The sequence below is a fragment of the Nostoc sp. NMS4 genome (assembly GCF_017115095.1).
Taxonomy (GTDB): domain Bacteria; phylum Cyanobacteriota; class Cyanobacteriia; order Cyanobacteriales; family Nostocaceae; genus Nostoc.
On the sequence record NZ_JABXKI010000295.1, the window covers coordinates 15,484 to 35,458 of the forward strand.

Genomic DNA, 19,975 nt, shown 5'->3' on the forward strand with positions numbered 1-19,975 from the left:
GAAAAGTATTGGGCGAATAGAATTCGCTACTACACAAACCAAGTCCACCTCCGTGGACTAAGGGAAAATTAAGGATTTTGAACCTGCGTGGTGCGCCAAGCGCAGCGCAAGCGCGATAGGCAGGTAAAGTCTCGTGTCGCCGCGACTTCTAGTCGCCAGGGCTAGTAATAAATTAGACTTTTCAAACATCCTCTAACAAGTCAACCCACCCAACGTAATGGCAACTTTTGCTAAGGGGAAGGTAGTGAGGGGATTTCTGTATCTCACATTGGCGTAGCCTCTGTCTCCGATATGCTGTTAGCGTTCGTTGAGAAGTTGAAATCTGATGTATCAAACTTCCAGCAACTATTAATGTCTTGATTCTTCACAATTCTCGCCAATTTTATTTGATAAGTTTAAGGGAGAGTCAAAGCAACTATTGTTTTGAGTCTTAATTCCTTGATTGAAAACAAAGGAAGGACTGATGAACACTACGGTTAAATACGACATAGAGGTTATCAAGAAAGAAGCACTTCAACTTGTTAAAAAGGGACTTCTTAACCGTCAGCACCCAATTTACACCATCTGTAAATATATTCCTCATCGTGACTGGGTTAATTTTGAACTTGAGTTAGAAAAAAATGAATTTCTACTCAGAGATAGAATTATCGACCTACTGAATCACGAATCGTGGGAAGACGATTGAGGCTGCATTTAGAAGCGAACCTGCATTAGCTGCATCCTAATAAAATCAAAATTACACATTCATTTTTCAATATTAAGAACCCTCGAATTAATGGGGGGTTATAAGTAAGAGATTATTAAAGTAATATACCAGTCCTAAATCATTTGTGAACAATAAGATCCACGACAACTTTTACGGATACAGCTGGCGAATAGGGGGTAAGACCCCCAGCCCTTTCGATGCAAACAAATGTACTAATTCTTCTCCAAAAATGTATGCCTGATTAACCCCTACACAATCGGACTTAGGCGATATTCTCTAAAAAAATGCTCAATTCCAGAGGCCATAAATTGACCGTTTTTGATCTGCGATCGCCTAAAATTTCACTGATAGCCGAGAAACATCATTTTTGGCTCTGGTCTGGGAGCGGGTTTCAGCCTTTGGCTTAGTAGTTCATTTGTACGCATTGAAAGACTTACATTACACACAAGACAACGAAATTAGCGATCATTCATGAATTACCGCTAGCTGAGAATCAGGTTTTCGCTTAAATCTTACGTAATATCCTGTAGATATACCTCTTTTGATGGTACATGACAGTTCTGGGTAAGGAAGATGGGATAATCAAAATGTTCTGTTGCACCGTCAATGAGAAAGATTTGTGGAAAAATCCTTAACACCTTCACCTGTAACTAATCCAGAGCTTTTGTCCAGTGTGAATGCTCACTCAAAATTCTACATACCATCCCTTGATGGAATAAGAATTCTTGCTTTCATACTTGTTTTTTTCTCCCACACAGGAATTGCGAAGGTTTTTCCCGGAAGTTTCGGCGTAACAATATTTTTCTTTCTCAGTGGTTACTTAATTACAACTCTTCTGAGACAAGAGTACGATCGCAATGAGACTATTAATTTTAAGCTATTCTATCTAAGACGAATCCTGCGTATTTGGCCGCCATTTTATCTAGTCTTGTGCTTAGGAGCGGGCTTAACTATCTTAAAATTACTTGATGGAGAAATTTTCCTACCAGGCTTCTCGTCTCAGTTTCTACACTATGCTAACTACTATCAAATTTTTGTTGGCAGGGCTGGAGAAACTCTTGGTAGTTCAGTATACTGGTCTCTCGCTGTCGAAGAACACTTTTATTTACTTTTTCCACTGTTTTATCTAGCTCTACGTAAACTTGGTGTCAGTTCACGCAGACAAAGATTTATTTTTTGGGGATTATGTTTAGTTGTCTTACTTTGGCGGTGTGTTCTGGTTTATCGTTTTCACGTACCTGAACAACGTATATTTTTTGGAACAGATACCCAGGTTGATAGTATTCTTTTTGGTTGTGCATTAGCAGTCAGTGGTAATCCAATGCTGGATACCCAAGATTACTCTAATAAACTCTGGAGGTATTTCTTGTTGCCTTTAGGAATAATCGTGATTCTTTTTACATGCATATCTCGCTCTCCTGAGTTTCGCTCAACCATTCGTTATACCATACAAGGATTTGCCTTATACCCAGTCTTTATTACCGCTATTTGTTTTCCCAACTGGGGATTATTCGCAGTGCTAAATTTGAAGTGGATGCGCTTTCTCGGCATACTTTCTTATTCACTTTACCTCACTCATTATACTGTGATATTCGCAGTTTGGAAGTATTTACCCAACTTGCCTAAAGCTATCCAAGCAGTAATTGCTCTATTAATTTCTTTGGGATTAGCCTATCTGATTTACAAGTTTATAGAGTTTCCATTGGGACAGCTACGCAAAAAGTTTTCACGGGCATAAAAGACAGTTTTTGCTGACAGCAGGGCTGTTTAATTCTCTAGAGATAGCCTGAATTAAAAGCGTTATTAGCAAAAAAATCAGGTGATTAAGAATTTATGTATAAACCTAAAATCTTAATCACCTGCTAATTGACTATGGACGTTTTTCAAACCTTGTAAAAACGTTGAGAACCAAAAAAGTCAGCATAGCGCCGATTAATCCTAATTGCCATAAACCACAGCCAGCAGCAATTCCCAATGCAGATGAAACCCAAATAGCGGCTGCTGAGGTGAGTCCGTGAATTTCAAGTTGCTGTGATTTTTGGGAAGATTGGCGCACAATTTCCCCAGCACCGAGAAATCCTATACCAGCTGCAATCCCCTGAATCACACGGCTAAGTGCATCAGGACTAGTTTGCAGTCCTTCTGTTTGCATGATTATCAAAGTAAATAAGGCTGAACCTAAACTCACGAGTATATAAGTTCTTAAACCGGCTGGTTTACGCCTAATTTGCCGTTCTAAACCGATAATTGCTCCAATAAGCAATGCAATACATAGCCGGAAGCTGATATTCAGCCAATCATTAGTTGCAATGTAGTAAGTGTTTGGCAATGTTTAATCTGATATGGAAAATTCTATGTATTAGATTAAATCGTAATATTTTTATAAAAATAGCACAAAACTATTCTAATGTTTTATTAATGGAGTTTAATCTAATGAGTGTAGTGCAATAGACTCTCTCATATTTGGATTATATCAATTTAGGAATGGTTTTAAACTGAGAATTAATATTTTCCATTGTTAGGATGATTTTTCAATAAAAATCGGCTGACACTCACGGCATCAGCCTGATACTGAGAAAAGGATTTACCAAGTACATAAGTCCTGAGTACTTTTTAATTTACTCTCAGCCGAGGGAGTCAGTAGATTAACCTGATAACATACCAGGAAGAAATGGCTGTGGCTACAAATAGACAACTAAAAAATTGAGTGGATAAACTCTACTGGCTAGACCAAATTAAACTACAAGACCGCGCCAAAGTAGGTGACAAAGCGTTTTACTTAAGCAAAATTATCCAGCGTGGCTATCCGGTAATGCCTGGTTTTGTCGTTTCGGCAGAAATTCTGCGAGAATTTCTCGAAAATCTCAATAGTTCAGAATCATTAGTAGCTGACTTACCCCATTCTTCGCTACACCTGGATGTCACTAATTGGCGACAACTTCAGCAGGTGGCTAGTCGCTTGCGCCAAGAAATTTTGACTGCGACTGTAGCACAGCAGTGCGTAAGTACAATTTTCCAAGCAGCTAGAGAATGGCAAACTAGCTGTTTGATTCTTCGGCCAACTTTGGCTGTATCGACTGCTAACCCAGGTATGAAGAATATATCGGGTTTGCTGGAGTCGGTATTTTGCCAGTGCGAACCGGATGCGATCGCATTGGCTCTAAAGCGTACCTGGAGCCAGATATTTCGGGCCAGAAGTCTATTATATTGGCAGCACTCAGGAATTAATCTGCAACAAATTAATCTGGCAGTTTTGGTACAACCTGTTGAGAATGCGATCGCTAGTGGTTTACTCAAGGCCAACCCTTCTGGATGGGAAATTGAAGCTACTTGGGGATTAGGAATTGCGATCGCTCTTGGCGAAGTACAGCCAGATGTCTACTATATTCAACCGGAAACTGGGGTTGTGCTTGAGCAGCAACTGGGCAATAAAATGCTGGCTTATGGCTTTGATGATGCAGCCTCTGGAGCTTTTTCGCAACCCATACCAAACTCAGCACCAATACCAGATCGCACTTGTCTAATTACCTATCTACTTCCAGAAGCCCAACAAAAACAGTACTCTTTACAAGAAGAATATTTACAACAAATAATTGCTCTGGGAAATCAACTGGTAAGTGAACTAGGTAAAACCTTTACGATTAAATGGACTATCGCCGGCCAAACTACATCTAGCAAGCTCTACATTACACAAGTTAGTCCTTCCCAATCTGTAATTCCCCATGCACACTTCATTCGGGGACTAGGGGCAGCAGGGGGACGTGTTGTAGCCACTGCCCTGGTAATTATTAATCCGCAACATAAACCCGAACAACTACCCAAGGGAGTGATTTTAGTAATACCAACGATTACACCTGATTGGTTGCCATTATTGCAACAAGTTGCTGGTATTATCACAGAACAAGGGGGATTAACCAGTCACGCGGCAATTCTGGCTAGAGAATTAAGTATTACAGCAGTAGTTAACGCAACATCTGCCACAACTTTAATCCAAACTGGCGAACGACTATTGCTTGATGGCGACAGAGGAGAAGTTTATCGGATCAAAGGAGACTCAAAGGAGGAGATGGAGAGAGGGAGAGAAGAAAATCTTCTTTCCCCCCATCACCTAAACCCAAAAGCGCCCCATGCTGCTGTTACGTCTCATCTACCTATGATTGCTACCCAACTGCTGGTTAATTTGAGTCAGCCCACATTAATAGAACAAGTGCAAAACTTGCCTGTAGATGGAGTGGGATTGTTGCGCTCAGAATTGATGGTACTAAATATATTGAACGGGCAACATCCCCATAGTTGGATTTTAAACGGGCATCAGGCAGAATTGTTAGAGTTATGGTCTGAGCAGATTATGCAGTTTGCCCGTGCTTTTGCACCAAGACCAGTTTTTTATCGTTCTTTAGATTGGCGATCGCAAGATTTACCATCGTTGCGTGATAGTTTAGAATCTTCGCCACAATCGATGTTAGGTGAACGTGGCACTTTTAGCTATTTACAAAATCCCGCAGTATTTGAATTGGAACTGAAAGCTTTGGCGAGTGTACAGCAAGCTGGCTACACCAATGTCAACCTACTGTTGCCCTTTGTACGGACTGTAGAAGAATTTGTCTTTTGCCGTCGCAAAGTTGAGCAAGCTTTTTTAACCGAGGTGGCGCAGTTTCAATTGTGGATCATGGCAGAAGTGCCAAGTGTCTTGTTTTTATTACCAGAATATGTTAAAGCAGGTGTGGCGGGAATTTCTATTGGTACAAATGACCTGACCCAATTATTGCTAGGAGTAGATCGAGAACAAGGACAGCTAGCAAAAGTATTTAATGAACGTCATCCAGCAGTGATGAGTGCGATCGCTCAACTGATCCAAATGGCTGAAAGTGCCGGTATCCCTTGTTCAATCTGCGGTCAAGCACCAGCCCTTTATCCAGAAATTATTGATAAATTAGTGGAATGGGGTATTACTTCCATTTCCGTGGAACCGGAAGCAGTGGAGCGAACATATCAAGCGATCGCTCGTGCTGAACAACGTCTAATTTTAGCAGCAGCACGACGAAAACTTAATTAGTTAAGAGTGATTCAATGATTCTAGGCGTGACAGCCAGATGTTGAAGTGGGGACACCTGCTCCGAATTACTTCTAGTCCAATTCGTTCAGCCAACTGTGGTCCAAAAGCAGACTTTGCTTTTTCATAATCAGGAAACTGAGCGATAATGCGTTTACTCGGAGCTGTCTGCTGTCCGTCGTTGATCAACTCAGGTGTCTCATATTGATTAGCGATCGCTTTAAGAGCCTCAATCTCCTTTGTACGCCCAGCATCAAGATATTCAAAGCACGTTGGATCGGCAAAAAGGTATGCCTCGTATTCATGTAACTGAATGTACGGGATAAAGCGGTAATCACTGATATCCTCTGTAAAACGTTGCTCTAGAAATTCGACCCTTTGCACAGGATTTTGGCGCAGACTTTCAGCTTCAGCCAATCCCGGAAAATCAGGAGCAATAGCATATAAATCAATCATAGTAGTGAAGAATACATCAGGATTATTATCTTCTTTGAGCGAGCGGAGAATATCGTTTTTCATTGGCTCGTAATTACGTCCGCCACCGCGATGCACCTTCCCCTTTTTTCTGGCGTGAGCGATTAGCCGAGGGTAGTGCATAAACACTTGATGTTGAGCTAAGTGCGGTTTTACCAAAGTGTCGGCGAATGTCTGCTCGGTTTGTCCTTCAGCAAATAGGTAGAGGCGCATAATTAATGTGGTCCTCCCCCAATGATATTTTTCTCCCAGACTTCTCCCAAACTGTACTCGTCGAGCCAAGTTTCTAATACTGTGGGATTGAGACGCTTAAATTGCGACTCCTTTCCCTCCCGGTTTACCGCAATTACATCTTCAGGATCAAAATTATCCAAGAAGGAGCTAGATTGGGTGCTAATGAGAATTTGCGTATGCAGCGAAGCCTTGCTAAACAAGCCAGCCACAACATTTAGAGCATAGGGGTGAAGACCTAATTCTGGCTCATCAACAACGATGAGTTTTGGTAGTTCATCCTCTGGCTGTAAGAGCAGTGTTACCAGACATATAGCGCGTAAAGTGCCATCTGAAAATTGATGCGGCCCAAATACACTATCTGACTCCTTTTCTTGCCAGTTCAGAATGACACGATTAGATGCATCTGGCTCAAGAACAAAGTCATGGAAAAATGGTGCAATCAAACGGATTGTTCCGATAATACGTTGATAAGTTGAAATATTTTCTTCGCGGAATTTCAGAAGTAATGCAGCTAAATTTCCGGCATCAGGCATGAGCCATCGGTTATCGCCAACGTAACAGGATTGCCGCACTCCCGCCGTAGAAGATGTATCGTGAAAGTGATATACACGGCAACGATCAAGCAAATATTTAAGCGTTTTGGCTGTTGGTTTACCTTCCTCTACTGCTTCACTAATTTTTGTTTCCTGATGCCCTGCACCCAACTGATCAATCCTTGAGGATGTCCAACCCGCTTGCAGAAAGCTCAATGTCTCTTGGGCGAAAAAAAGGGTATCACCGGCGGCATGGAATAACCGCAGATTATATGTATCTACCCCGTTTTCAACTTCAAACTCCAATTTTGCTTCTATCTGAGGAGTTATCTTGGGCCCAAAGTGCAAGAGGGATTGAGCGCGCCCTGACATACCGATATATTGTTGGAAGCGTCCAGCCATCATCTCATTAAGCATCTTGAAGAACGAGATGAGATTGCTTTTTCCTGCTCCGTTTGCTCCAATCAAGATATTTAAGGGACGCAACTCAAGATCCATAGCCTTAATAGACTTGAATCCGTTAAGGGTTAATCGTTGCAGCCTGTTCAAAAGTCGGTCTCCTGAATCCGTAAATGTGTATTTGCTTCCTCTTGTCTAACACTCACAGACTTCTAGTAAAGCAAGCATTTAGAGTAGGTTTGATAAGCCAGATGTGGTTAACCGTGCGACCATAAACAAATTTTCGTATTAAGCGTGCTTTGATATACAGCGAATTTTAAGGTCTCAAAGGCAGGTATAAAGCCTGTTTTACTTCTGTTAGCGTAGCAGGGCATAGCCCATTCTGACTCCTTAATTCTGAATTCTGCTGTACTTGCTCATCCAGCATTTGGGGTGTTAGGATCGGCTGATTGTGTCTTTATAGGATATGCATTTTTGGGTTGTTTGACTAAACCTAAAGTTACTCGTTTCATAATCCAGTACAGCCCGATAAGGATCACAAAACTGATAGTAATAATCACCAATGGCTGTTTACCGAGAATTTCTTCAACACCTTTGGTCAATACGGCATCGGGTTGAGTAATAAAATCCCAACTGTTGAAACGCAAAAATCGCCCCCAATAGACACCAATAGCACAAAGAAAATGGGTAATTAACTCAACGCGCCAAATCCATTGGCTCTTACCGATGCGATGTAAGTAATGTCCCCAATTGATTAACGATATTACATAAGCTTCAAATCCACCTAGAATTACTAGCAAATAGACAGGAATAAGTACTAAAGTAATTATCCACACCGATTGAATCATGCGGATATCGTTGATCAAGTGAATTACATCAGTCAACAAATAGGGTGCATTTGGTAAGAAAGCATAGAAAACTAAGAATCCTAGCCACCAAAGCCAAGAGCCACCGCGTCTGGTGCGAAATAGCCAGACACTCAAAGCTAAAGGTATAAAAGCCAGAAACAAATTCCAAGTCATCCAACTCATATTAATTCGCAAGACTTGCATGACTCTGGCGATCAATTCTTCTTTCATAGGTGCTTACTCGGAAGATATTTGATTGATGTATATTCACTCTGTAGTGTTAGTGTTAAGCTCAGTAATTGATTGATAAAGTTTTTGTAGTTCCCAAGAAAACTAATTTCTTCTAACATCAAACAATATTTTTGTGTCATTTAAAAGTAAATACATACTGAATATATATCCAAAACTTATAGTTTTTGTGTGTTTCATGCTAGAGGATGAAATTTATCAATCAATCGGCTTCAGCCACTAGTATAGCCAGAAAATCATCAGGGTAAAACATACTACCAAAAGGTAGTCTGAGCAACAAAAACGCCGCGAATAACTTATGGTAGACTTTTTTAATTGCAATGTTGCCCCTGTGTTGACTATTATATTAATTTCATTTTGCCCTACTAGAGTTCCAGAAGCACCCAAAATGTCAAGTCAGCCTTTGCTTAGGGATGGGCGAGAAGCCTGAATCTGACTGTATGAGTTTTGCCCTCACCCCCAGCCCCTCTCCCAAAAATGGGAGAGGGGAGCAAATTCTCTAGTTCCCCTTCTCCCATATTGGGAGAAGGGGTTAGGGGATGAGGGCAAGGATATTTTTGATTTGAAAGTCCCTAACTAACGCAGTAGCACTCGACTACGGGGACCGATCGCTTGTTTGGGTGCAGTAGGCATTGTACAACTTTTGACAGAATCCTGTGAACAAGCAGTTTGAGCAAGGGTTGCAGGGTTGACAACTACTTGATTGACTTCTAGAGAATTACCATTACTCAATTCCATATTAGGTGTAGTAGAAAGTGATGGAGAATTAGACCCAGATGTATAGGTTGTAGGTGTCGAGGTAGCGATCGCACCACCACTAACTGCGGATGTAGGAGCGATCGCACTACCACTAACTGAGGATACAGGAGCGATCGCACCACCACTAACTGAGGACACAGGAGCGATCGCACCACCACTAACTGCGGATGTAGGAGCGATCGCACTATTATCAATTACTAATGGGGGAATGGCTGTACTCCCACCGCTAATTACTGGCGGGGGAGTGGGTGTACTCCCACCGCTAGTTGCTGGTGGGGGAGTCGGTGTACTACCAGTAGTTGGTGTAGGAGTTATGAGAGTTGCAGTTGCAGGGACTTTAATTTGTATTCTTGCTAGGGGTGAGTTAGTCATTTGCAAAGATGTCACCTTTGGCGAACCTGGGAGATCGGATTTGAAATCAAAGACTGTGGGGGTTGCGCTACCATTGCGATCGCTATATCTAACTCCATATCCACTCACTTCAAAAGTACCCTGATACTGGTTTCCAGTGTTTGGATCGGTGACAGTACCAGTATATAAGGCTTTTGTGAGATTAAATTCATCTTGGACTACTCCTTGAAATGTGGTTCCTGCCAATTGTCCCTGGTATTTGTAAGGTGTCAACTCACCGCCAGAGAGAATCGGCGAAGTGAGAACGCCATTAAAGGAGACAATCGGAATGCCTTTAAAGTCAACAAAATAATGCAGACTACCATCACTACGAGTTTGTACCTGCACATAGTCTGACTTGTACACAGGAACGTAATTAGGATTATTCTTAGTACCTAAGTTCCGAGAGTAAGTCCCTGCATCGTCTGTATCAACACGAGTAATACTTTGATTGAAATTGGGATTATTTCTGGGAAGTTGGATAGTACCCGATAATGTGCCAGTGCTTTGAATTGTGATTTGAGCAGAAGCATTTGTTCCACTTAAACCGATGAAGACTGCGGCTAAACAGCTGTTGCTAACAACTGCACAACCCAATTTATACAAATGAGTTGATGAATTTAATTTCATGAAAATTTTGCTCCTTTAATCACCTATAAAAAAAATACGTTTATGTTTCTGCATGAGTTTTCCTTGCTATCACTGAATAATGAAAGCATCTAATACTGAATGAGTCAGTATGCAAATAGCGTATTTGATTACATTTACATCAGTGCAAAATTAAAACCGGAAAGTTGCTCTTAAAGTCCCAACTATTAATGCATCGTTAGCAGAATTGTGATCGGGATTGAAAATGACAAACAAGCCTGGAGTCAAGGCGATATTCTCGCTGAGTTGGGTACGGTAAAAAACTTCTACGTGAATTGATGTGTCATTGCGTCCACCTGCTGTCCCCCCATCAGAAAAGTTGGGAAAATTGAAGCCATCGGGTAAAGTACTGGAAGTAATTTTGGGCGGTTGTCCGACAAGAACGCCTCCTAAATTCCCAGGACGTAGCAAATTGGGAAAAGCCGCAAACACCATCCAGTTAGTAGTTTCTACACTTCCAGAAAGGTGAGATGACTTAGAGGAAGTAAAGCCACCCCAACCACCCAATTGCAAGTTAGGGTTAATTCGCCAAGCAACGGAAGCGCCAATGGCTTGGGTATTGAAAGCTGTAGGATCTGCAAAAGGTGAAATCAGTTGAGAATCGCCGATACCACCTCCCAGTAAGCCATCTGGGGAGTGAGAGTAGAGATAATGTACGCCGACATCGATGTTATTTGTGGGTGCTAAACTTAACTGAGCGCCAGCAGTATATCTACCGCCAAATAGTCCGCCCTGCTTGCTGTCGCCAGGAAAACTGGGTATTTCGGCACTATAAACGCCTTGTAAGCTGATGCGATCGCTAATCTGCCAGTCAAAGCCTATACCACCACTGCCGTTACCAATACTTAAAATTGGGTTACGCTGACCAAATAGAGAAATTGCACCATCGCTAGAACCTTCTAAAGGGCTAATACCGCGAAAGGTGTTAATCGGGTTGACTCCCGCCGTTCCTACAACAATTCCCAAGTTCTTCGAGGCGAGAAATCGATAAGATAAGTCACTAATAACTAGATTGTTGTCTGTATTTGACTCGAAACCCAACCGTCCCATGTTGGTAGATAGCAACGATGCATTAGAACCCAAATTACCCGCAGACAACCCAGTTAACAGCAAATCTTGCCCTGTAAATGAAGTTGCTAAGGTTAGTTGAGCGCTACTTGTGAAAGTTAGATTGGTTTTTCCCTGACGTTCAGGTACTCCATCTCTAGGAAATAAATCGACATCGGGGCTATTGGTTCCTTGAACGCTAAAAATGGCTTGACCAAATAATCTGGTAGTTGTAGAAAACTGATTACTTTGTAGTTCAGTAGTCCGGTTTTCCACAGCCTCAACACGCTGGTGTAATTGCTGCAACTCAGCCTTGAACTCGCCCTGTAACCTTTGCAGCAAGACTAAATCTTCATTATTAACAGTATTAATTTTATTGTTAGCGATTGCATCGTTAATCTTCTCTAAACAAGCATTTAAACCAGCCGCAAATTCATAACGGCTGATGCTACGATTCCCCAGATAATTTCCATCAGCGTATCCCGCAATGCAGCCATAGCGTTCTACTAAAGACTGCAAAGCACCAAAAGCCCAATCAGAGGGTTCCACATCCTGGAATTGCGATACTGAAGTGACTTGAGACATTGGGTTGTCTGAGTCTGAGAGATGGGGAGATTGGGATAATTCCTCTGTATTTTCCTGATTCTGTACAACTTCTGTTACAGGTTGAGTATCTTTTAATTTAGGTAAGTTAGGGGAACTGATAAATTGAATTTTGTCTCTACTTTTTCTAAGTATATTTTCGTACTTATTTTTTATAGCTGACGAGGTGGTTATATCTGGTTGTACGAATTCCGGTGGTGTAATTTCAGCAGGTGAGACAACTTGAGATAAATTATTCTGTGTTGACTGCTGCACCGGATTATTTGATAGAATTACGGACTTTTCTGGTGAATTTAGCACAGACATTGGCGCTGTTATCAGCACACTCGCCATCAGTAGACTCATATCACTCCTGGTATTTCATTTGACTTGCACCAATATTTCTTTTGACAGACAAAGTTGGTGTATATCAGGAAATTTTTTGAAAAAAAAGTGATAAAAGTTACCCTGGTTCAGAGTGTCAAGGGAAAGTAGAGGGGCAGGGGAGACAAGGGGGACAAGGGGGACAAGGGGGAATTATTGAAGAAGTCTCTTCCTTGTCTCCCCCCTCTTCCTTGTCTACCTTGTCTCTTCTCCATGCCCAATGCCCAATCCCCAATGCCCCAGATAGATCACTCTGGCTGACTACAATACTTATTCATCTGATTCACTAATGTATCTGACTGTTTGCCAAGAGTTGTAGCTGTTGTCAGTGCTGAGTCAATTTCGGCTCTAGCCTTTTGGATTTTTTCTCTACCAGATTCTGAGGCTTGTGCTGTCTTGGTTGCACCAAGCGCTCTACCTGCCTTAGCGATCGCTTGACTAAGATTTTGAAAAATTTTGACAAAACCGTTTTGAAATTCTTTCAGCTTCGGATCTGTTAGCTTCAGTTCTCCAATGGATTTAGTCACAAAGTCTAAATCTTTAGATAGCTGTATGCTAGTTATTACTTGCGTTCCTTTATTTTTATCAATTAGAGAAGTTCCAGTATTCACAACTCGAATCAGTCGCTGGCACTGGGAAACTTTGTTGTCGCTGCAACTAGTAACGAACAAAGTAATGCTTAGGCTAAGAGTAGCAAGAACAGTATATTTTTGTAAAACAGACATTAACACCCCGTCAGGCAATAAAACCCACAATATAGTATCCAATATTACGGGTAATTGAGGGGATTGGGGACTGGGGATTGGGAATTGGGGACTGGGGATTGGGAATTGGGGACTGGGGAGATGAGGGAGACAAGGGAGATAAGGAGATAAGGAGATAAGGAGATAAACAAAACTCCTAACTCTTGTAGAGACGCGATTCATCGCGTCTCTACTTTTAACTCCTAACTCCTAACTCCTAACGCCCAAATCACCAATCTATTGGCAAACCTAACTGGTCTAAAGTAGTACCATCTTGTAAAAGTGGTTGAATATCGCTGTCTATTTGAATACGACCACCAGACAGCACCAAAGCGCGTTTCGTGACTCTACCTAACCAATGTAGGTCATGGGAGGCAATTAAGATCGCCTCCACTGGTAACTTTAATAACACTTGCGCCAAATGTCGCCGCCATGCTGGATCGAGACCGTTGGTCGGCTCATCCAAAATTAGGATTGTTGGTTCTAGGGCTAAAATTGAGGCTAGAGCGGCTAATCGTCTTTGTCCACCAGATAGTTCGTGGGCGGAACGATTGGCGTAAGCTTCTAGACCAAAATCAGCTAATAACTGTCGGGCGCGATCGCTAGCCTCTGCTGGTGATATCCCATAGTTACGTGGCCCAAAGGTAATATCTTCTAAGATCGTGGGCATAAATAGCTGGTCGTTAGCATCTTGGAAGCTAAAGCCAATTTGACGACGCACTTGGGGTAAAGTTTGCGGTTCTACGGGGATACCATTAATGATAATTTTCCCTGTTTGCGGTTGTTTTAAACCGATTAGGTTCTCTAGCAAGGTGCTTTTTCCAGAACCAGTTGCTCCCATCAATGCGACGCGATCGCCTTTCTTTAAGGTAAAAGATATTTCCTGTAATACTGGCTCCTGCTGGGAATATGCATACACTAGGTTTTCAACCTCGACTACGGCTGCATGAGGTTTATCGGTTGATAATTGGGGATTAGAAGTTAATGATTTCAAAATTGACAACTCAATATTTAAGGTAGTAGAAACACGATTCATCACGTCTTTTGTAGAGACGCGATTCATCGCGTCTTAGGGAGAGTAGGTTAAATTTTGTAAGAACTTAGAGTGACAACACCAGCGATCGCCCAAGCTAGTAATAAGGCAAAACGTTCTTTTGGTTTAAGGGGAGAATCTATAGGTAATTGTCCGTTGTAACCACGAGCTACCATTGCCCCATAGACTCGCTCTGCTCTATCTAGACTACGGAGATACAAAGCTCCAATCATGGCAGCACTAGCATAGCGCAACCATCCCGTAGTTCCAGTCAGACCGCGTAATTGAGCGCTACGCCGCATCCGCGTCACTTCTGAAAGCAAAATTTCCATATATTGCCCAGCTAATAACAAGTTTTCCTTTAAAGGTGCTGGTACGGGTAGGCTTTTGAGAGCAATACCGAAACTGTGGGGCGGTAAAGTTAACAAAAAACTATTCATCGTCACCAGACAAACCAGCGAACGAACTAGCAAAAAACTGGCTCTTTCCCATCCCAAGGGCAATGCTAGCAATGACAAAAAAATCAATTCTGTGCCGATTAATCCTCCCAATTGGCGAATTGGTACGTGCAAGAAGCAAGCCCAAAAAAGTGCGATCGCGCCATATACACTTAGTTCATACCAGGCATGATGCTTTAATAAAGCTGCTCCCACCACAATCACTAGAGACAGTTGCAAGCGTAGCGGTAAGGAAAGTTTAAGCATTCTTCGGTCTCACTACCTTGGCAATTCCAAAGGCAACAGCAAAGCAAACCGCAGCCCCCACCAGTCCAGCGATACTAGTGCCAATCGGCCCCAAACCTTCAATTCCATAGTTAGCTAAGGGAGTTGGCACAATTATCCTTACTTGACTTGCTAAGTTGATGAAGCCCTTGTTTTGGGCAACTTTCTTCAAACCATCAGGCCATGCTGAGGCAAAGAGTGATAACACTCCCGCAATCAAAAAAATGGTGACAATAGGCACTGACCAGCCGCGAAACTTGTGCTGTTCGCCTGGTAACAAATCTGGTCTGGCTCTGGCCAGATAAGTCAGCACACCTCCAGTAATTAGCCCTTCGCCAATACCAATCAAAATATGCACACCTGTCATGGCTGGTAAAATTATCGCTATCGGTGCAGTTCCTGAGAGGGCTAATTCAATGGCACAAACGATCGCAGCTACTACTACACTTACACCAGCTGCGATCCCAGCAGCCAAGGGTAAGCGCCCTTTAGACCCACCAAACAGCCTTTGCAAGGTTTCGGTTAAAACCCAGCCAACCCAAACCCCAACTACTGCCATGTTAAAAATGTTTGCTCCCAAGGCTGTAATGCCACCATCAGCAAATAGCACGGCTTGAATAATTAAAACTGTGGCGAGACACAACGTTCCTGCCCAAGGACTGCCCAAAACGATCGCAGCTAAGGTTCCCCCTAACAAGTGACCACTAGTACCTCCTGCTACTGGAAAATTGATCGTTTGGGCGGCAAAAATGAAGGCGGTGGTTAGTCCCAATATCGGGGCACGACGAATACCAAAAGCCTCTTGCGATCGCCCGAAGGCAACAAACAGCGCTGCCACACTCGCTAAACCGGTAGCCCCTGCCACCGGAATAGAAACAAATCCATCAGGAATATGCATGATCTACCCTGTATTCTTAGAGGTTATAAAACTACGCCGTCATTAGTAATAACAAACAAAATTTTTCTCTTTTTGGCAATGCCCTACTGGGGGATTTTATAGTGCTACTTTTGACATATTTACAATAGAATGTCTACTAAAATAGTATACCTATTTAGTAACATATTAATTTTTGTTAAGCTTATTTTTTCTATGGCTAGACGCTGACAAATTTGGCAAAGCAGGACTGTACATATCTACTACCGCAAAGCGTAATTCGTAATTCCTATTACGCAAGGGTTTTAGACATTTAAAATGGTATATAGCAATCCTAACAATTGAGAAGTAGTTATAATTCTCAAAAAATAATTTTGATTTTTCTTTGTTTTGTAGTGTCTAATTAATTAGATACTTATTTTATTATTGCATCAACAAATAATTTTTTACGGCATAATAAACTCATATAATTAGCATTTGCACTTCACTTTTACCTTGCTGTAAAAAGAGTAATGCATAAGCTTATTACCAAAATTTACGATATTCTATATTAAATTAATATTTTTCGTAGTATTCTTAAAAAATCATAAAGATATGCTTAATAAACTGTATATTTGCTGACTTAGTTTACTTAAAGGTACAGGATGTTTAGCTAAAAAATACGTAGTTTCCCGTATAATATCATAAAACAACAGGTAAGATGTAAAATTTAAATGAAATTTGGGAAAATACTGGGAATCGAAGTACGTAAATTACTAAAATTTTAGAGTAGCTAACTGTAACAAAAGTATTCCTCTGGTTTTAAGTAACTAGGTTCAGTCAATAAAGTCAGCAGATGTTTACCTCTATTCTCCACGGACTTTACACACCCTCGTTTTGCAATTTGGAATATGAAAATAAACTCATCCAACTCGCTGTTAACAGTATCAACTGGCCCGCTAAAGATTTCAGAGTTGCCCCCCAAACCCGTGGGTACAGGTGATAATTCTATTCATCTTTCTCTAGTAATTCCTACTTATAAAGAGCGTGACAACATCAAGAATGTAGTCAGCATATTGACTCAATTGCTGGATGAATCTATTGCAGGAAACTATGAACTAATAGTGGTAGATGATGATAGCCCAGACCGAACCTGGGAGATAGCGCAATCTTTGACGACAGAATACCCCCAGTTGCGGGTGATGCGACGACAACAGGAACGGGGGCTGTCCTCAGCAGTGATTCGTGGGTGGCAAGCAGCTAGGGGGAGTGTATTGGGGGTAATTGATGGAGATTTACAGCATCCACCAGAGGTACTAATACAACTGTTGCGTAATATTGAGCAGGGAGCAGATTTGGCAGTAGCTAGCCGTCATGTAGAAGGAGGGGGTGTTAGTAGCTGGAGTGTTGTTAGGCGTTTCTTGTCTCGTGGCGCTCAGTTATTAGGCTTGGTAATCTTACCGGGGGTATTGGGCAGAGTTTCCGACCCAATGAGTGGTTATTTTATGGTGCGGCGGAGTGCGATCGCAGGTGCAACACTTAATCCAGTTGGATACAAAATTCTCCTAGAAGTAATTGGCCGGGGGAAAGTAGACCAAGTTGCCGAGGTTGGGTATGTGTTTTGCGAACGCAAAGAGGGCGAGAGTAAGGTGACATGGAAGCAATATATTGATTACATCCACCACTTAGTCCGGTTGCGGCTTTCCACAGGGCGAGTAGGACGATTGAGTAGAAAAGTCAATTTCCCCATCGGTAGATTTATCCGTTTTGGGTTTGTTGGCTTGAGTGGTGTATTTGTAGATTTAACCGTGTTTTACTTGCTGCTTACTGTGATTCATTTAGGTTTAACTCGCAGTACGATTCTTTCGGCGGGAGTGGCAATCATAAATAATTTCCTATGGAATGATTTATGGACTTTTAGTGATATTTCTCAGAGACAACGCGATCCGCATCAGCGTTTCAAGCGGTTCTTGAAGTTCAGTGCAGTCTGTTTGGCAGGAGTTATATTACAAACTCTAATAATTAACTTTCTCTATAATGTCTTGGCAATAAATGAGTATTTAGCTAAGTTGATTGCGATCGCAGTTGCTACCATCTGGAATTTCTGGATTAATTTAAAACTTAGCTGGCGCGTCACAGACGTGAAATAATCACAACGAGGGATTTGAGATTTAGATTTTTGTTTTTAGATTTTAGAACGAACTTAAATCTCAAACGTCAAATCTACAAATCCATGAGTGTGAGGGTCAGCAATGAGAGTTTTTTTCCAAGGTGCATTTTATTTTTACAGACAAATTATCTCGTTGCTACCTGCATCTGCTACCCATTTCCTGCATCTGGCAGATAAAAACTCTGGCTCACAACCCAAGCATTGGCATAACTGGCAGACTCGCCTCCCTCCTTCCTGGGTTCACCCCTTGCTGATCGTAATATGGTCGATCCTCGGTATCACCTTACGCCTAACCAACCTGACTGCAAAGCCTCCTTGGACTGATGAGTTTTCCACCTTGGTGTTTAGCTTGGGGAATACTTTTTTATCAGTTCCCCTCGATCAAGCGATCGCACCTGATATTCTATTACAGCCACTGCAACTAAACCCAGGGGCTAGTATTGGTGATGTCATTCATAACTTAGCTACACAAGATAATCATCCACCACTGTATTTTGTACTGGCTTACCTGTGGATGAAATTATTTAAGAGCGACGGAGGATTAGTATCGCTATTTGGGGCGCGATTGCTACCAGCTATATTCGGTGCTGCCTCCATACCATGTGTTTATCTATTAGGTAAGGTAGCATTTCGCTCAAAATTAGTGGGACACTTGACTGCTGCGATGATGGCAGTATCACCCTACGGTGTATTTTTAGCACAAGAAGCACGTCATTACACTTTGGCAATCTTATGGGTAATTGGTTCCCTCACCTGCTTAGTAATTGCCACACGTCATATTCAAAACCGCACACCTTTACCTATATGGGTAGCATTTTTCTGGATAGAAATTAATGCTTTAGGTATTGCTACCCATTATTTTTTCACCCTTACCCTCGGCACAGAAGCCGTAGTTTTGATTTATCTGGCTTGGCTTCAATTGCAAACTAGCAGCAAATTTTCTCTTTTCTTCTCTCCTCCCTGGCGGCGCATCTATGCCGTTGCTATGGGTACTTGTGTGGCGGGTTTAATTTGGATACCAATCTGGTTAGAGAATAAAAATCGTGATAATTTAACCGAGTGGATTCAAGGTTCGCGCGTTGGACTAGATTGGTTAAGCCCAATTTTTCAAGCTTTAGGAACATTGATTGCAATGATTTGCTTATTACCAGTTGAATCTTCTCAAGCTTTAGTTGTGATTCCTTCTGGAGTGGTGATGCTGACTTTCTTTATTTGGGCAGTACCAATTTTGCTGCGTGGGCTAAAGATTCAACTACAGCACCTAGAAAACCGGATAATGATTCAGGTATTTATCGGAGTAGTTATCAGTGCGATCGCTTTATTCTTTATATTTACATACTTTTTGGGTATTGACCTCACCAGAGGTGCTAGATATAACTTTGTTTACTTTCCTGCGATCGTGGTTTTACTGGGCGCAAGTCTCGCCGTTTGTTGGCATCCTCCCACAGAATGGATGGAAACAGAGCCAGGGAAAAATGAGATAACAAGCATCGGGAAATGGGGAATCAACGGCAAAAAAGCCGTAATGTTAATTTGGTTAATGGGATTTTTCAGTGCAGTTACAGTCGTCTGCAATCTCGGCTATCAAAAATATTATCGCCCTGACCTGTTTGTGCAACTAATTCAACAAACATCCCCAACACCAGTATTGATTGCCACCACCCATAAAACTTATGTACACACTGGGGAAATGATGGGAGTTGCGAGGGAGATTAAACTTAGAAATTCACTCCAAAATCCTCTATTTCTCCTAGCTCATCAAGACCAAGACCCGAATGCTTCCACCATTGCTTTGGAAAATACTTTAAACAAATTACCACGACCTTTTGACTTGTGGCTGGTAAACTTCCACGCACCCTTAGCAGAAACCGTGAAAACATGTGTTAAGCCTGATACTCAATCTTTGCCAACCGTAGACGGCTACGAATATGAACTTTATCATTGTCAGCAGAGTTAATAACCTGGGGACTGTTGAGCCTGAACAATTCAAATTCAAAGTCTCTCTCCTAGAAGGAGAGAGAAATAGAAGTGAGGTTTTCCAAATACCCGTGAAAAGTTAGGTACAGGCCAGGGCTATTTCATTCTCACCTAGTCCGCCTCAGAATGAATTCTGAGTCTAATAGCAAAAGTCGTCTAAAGACGACTGAG

At 41.9% G+C, this 19,975-nt stretch carries 15 protein-coding genes; 5 read left to right on the forward strand and 10 right to left on the reverse strand.

The features are described from left to right. The first annotated feature begins 463 nt into the window (after nucleotides 1-463). Together HWQ37_RS27870 and HWQ37_RS27875 are read left to right on the forward strand one after the other, a co-directional pair. Nucleotides 464-685: a DUF4327 family protein gene (locus HWQ37_RS27870; protein ID WP_292753665.1), complete on the forward strand. Its 222-nt coding sequence runs from the start codon at nucleotides 464-466 to the stop codon at nucleotides 683-685. Between the two features lie 640 nt (nucleotides 686-1,325). After that, the gene (locus HWQ37_RS27875) at nucleotides 1,326-2,444 is read left to right on the forward strand and encodes an acyltransferase family protein (protein ID WP_292753666.1); all 1,119 of its coding nucleotides are present in this window, start codon (nucleotides 1,326-1,328) and stop codon (nucleotides 2,442-2,444) included. A 132-nt stretch (nucleotides 2,445-2,576) separates the two neighbouring features. On the opposite strand, the gene HWQ37_RS27880 is transcribed toward HWQ37_RS27875, so the two are convergent. Beyond that, complete coding sequence (locus HWQ37_RS27880) at nucleotides 2,577-3,035, reverse strand: MgtC/SapB family protein (RefSeq protein WP_292753667.1); 459 nt, start codon at nucleotides 3,033-3,035, stop codon at nucleotides 2,577-2,579. 378 nt (nucleotides 3,036-3,413) lie between these two features. On the opposite strand from HWQ37_RS27880, the gene HWQ37_RS27885 reads away from it, so the two are divergent. Beyond that, nucleotides 3,414-5,762 (forward strand): putative PEP-binding protein, encoded by a 2,349-nt coding sequence (locus HWQ37_RS27885; protein ID WP_292753668.1) that lies wholly within the window; start codon nucleotides 3,414-3,416, stop codon nucleotides 5,760-5,762. Here the strand turns inward: HWQ37_RS27885 and HWQ37_RS27890 are convergent, their stop codons facing one another. From HWQ37_RS27890 to HWQ37_RS27930, 9 genes are all read right to left on the reverse strand, one after another. Further along, a complete protein-coding gene (locus tag HWQ37_RS27890; RefSeq protein ID WP_292753669.1) occupies nucleotides 5,763-6,446 on the reverse strand; it encodes a DUF4276 family protein in 684 nt (227 codons plus the stop codon). A 2-nt stretch (nucleotides 6,447-6,448) separates the two neighbouring features. Beyond that, on the reverse strand, nucleotides 6,449-7,549 hold the full coding sequence (locus tag HWQ37_RS27895) for an AAA family ATPase (RefSeq protein ID WP_292753670.1): 1,101 nt from the start codon (nucleotides 7,547-7,549) through the stop codon (nucleotides 6,449-6,451). 266 nt (nucleotides 7,550-7,815) lie between these two features. Further along, nucleotides 7,816-8,478 carry a DUF1361 domain-containing protein gene (locus HWQ37_RS27900; RefSeq protein ID WP_292753671.1) on the reverse strand — a complete coding sequence of 221 codons (663 nt, stop codon included), beginning with the start codon at nucleotides 8,476-8,478 and terminating at the stop codon, nucleotides 7,816-7,818. A 594-nt stretch (nucleotides 8,479-9,072) separates the two neighbouring features. Then, on the reverse strand, nucleotides 9,073-10,275 hold the full coding sequence (locus HWQ37_RS27905; RefSeq protein ID WP_292753672.1) for a hypothetical protein: 1,203 nt from the start codon (nucleotides 10,273-10,275) through the stop codon (nucleotides 9,073-9,075). A gap of 150 nt (nucleotides 10,276-10,425) precedes the next feature. Continuing rightward, entirely contained in the window at nucleotides 10,426-12,288 is a 1,863-nt protein-coding gene (locus tag HWQ37_RS27910; protein WP_292753673.1) for an iron uptake porin, read from the reverse strand. 266 nt (nucleotides 12,289-12,554) lie between these two features. Continuing rightward, entirely contained in the window at nucleotides 12,555-13,031 is a 477-nt protein-coding gene (locus HWQ37_RS27915) for a hypothetical protein (protein ID WP_292753674.1), read from the reverse strand. Nucleotides 13,032-13,278: 247 nt separating this feature from the next. Continuing rightward, on the reverse strand, nucleotides 13,279-14,043 hold the full coding sequence (locus HWQ37_RS27920; RefSeq protein WP_292753679.1) for an energy-coupling factor ABC transporter ATP-binding protein: 765 nt from the start codon (nucleotides 14,041-14,043) through the stop codon (nucleotides 13,279-13,281). 89 nt (nucleotides 14,044-14,132) lie between these two features. Beyond that, a complete protein-coding gene (locus tag HWQ37_RS27925; protein WP_292753675.1) occupies nucleotides 14,133-14,786 on the reverse strand; it encodes an energy-coupling factor transporter transmembrane component T family protein in 654 nt (217 codons plus the stop codon). Next, on the reverse strand, nucleotides 14,779-15,702 hold the full coding sequence (locus tag HWQ37_RS27930) for an energy-coupling factor ABC transporter permease (protein ID WP_292753676.1): 924 nt from the start codon (nucleotides 15,700-15,702) through the stop codon (nucleotides 14,779-14,781). The genes HWQ37_RS27925 and HWQ37_RS27930 overlap by 8 nt, the downstream gene beginning before the upstream one ends. Before the next feature lie 866 nt (nucleotides 15,703-16,568). Here HWQ37_RS27930 and HWQ37_RS27935 point away from each other — a divergent pair. Together HWQ37_RS27935 and HWQ37_RS27940 are read left to right on the forward strand one after the other, a co-directional pair. Further along, on the forward strand, nucleotides 16,569-17,807 hold the full coding sequence (locus HWQ37_RS27935; protein ID WP_292753677.1) for a glycosyltransferase: 1,239 nt from the start codon (nucleotides 16,569-16,571) through the stop codon (nucleotides 17,805-17,807). 102 nt (nucleotides 17,808-17,909) lie between these two features. Then, nucleotides 17,910-19,784 carry a glycosyltransferase family 39 protein gene (locus HWQ37_RS27940; protein WP_292753678.1) on the forward strand — a complete coding sequence of 625 codons (1,875 nt, stop codon included), beginning with the start codon at nucleotides 17,910-17,912 and terminating at the stop codon, nucleotides 19,782-19,784. The last annotated feature ends 191 nt before the right edge of the window (nucleotides 19,785-19,975 follow it).

Excerpts from the sequence above, each read along its gene's own strand:
- HWQ37_RS27915 (WP_292753674.1), bottom strand. The coding sequence starts at position 13,031 with ATGTCTGTTTTACAAAAATATACTGTTCTTGCTACTCTTAGCCTAAGC.
- HWQ37_RS27905 (WP_292753672.1), bottom strand. The coding sequence starts at position 10,275 with ATGAAATTAAATTCATCAACTCATTTGTATAAATTGGGTTGTGCAGTT.
- HWQ37_RS27935 (WP_292753677.1), top strand. The coding sequence starts at position 16,569 with ATGAAAATAAACTCATCCAACTCGCTGTTAACAGTATCAACTGGCCCG.
- HWQ37_RS27930 (WP_292753676.1), bottom strand. The coding sequence starts at position 15,702 with ATGCATATTCCTGATGGATTTGTTTCTATTCCGGTGGCAGGGGCTACC.
- HWQ37_RS27870 (WP_292753665.1), top strand. The coding sequence starts at position 464 with ATGAACACTACGGTTAAATACGACATAGAGGTTATCAAGAAAGAAGCA.
- HWQ37_RS27925 (WP_292753675.1), bottom strand. The coding sequence starts at position 14,786 with ATGCTTAAACTTTCCTTACCGCTACGCTTGCAACTGTCTCTAGTGATT.
- HWQ37_RS27900 (WP_292753671.1), bottom strand. The coding sequence starts at position 8,478 with ATGAAAGAAGAATTGATCGCCAGAGTCATGCAAGTCTTGCGAATTAAT.
- HWQ37_RS27940 (WP_292753678.1), top strand. The coding sequence starts at position 17,910 with ATGAGAGTTTTTTTCCAAGGTGCATTTTATTTTTACAGACAAATTATC.
- HWQ37_RS27890 (WP_292753669.1), bottom strand. The coding sequence starts at position 6,446 with ATGCGCCTCTACCTATTTGCTGAAGGACAAACCGAGCAGACATTCGCC.
- HWQ37_RS27910 (WP_292753673.1), bottom strand. The coding sequence starts at position 12,288 with ATGAGTCTACTGATGGCGAGTGTGCTGATAACAGCGCCAATGTCTGTG.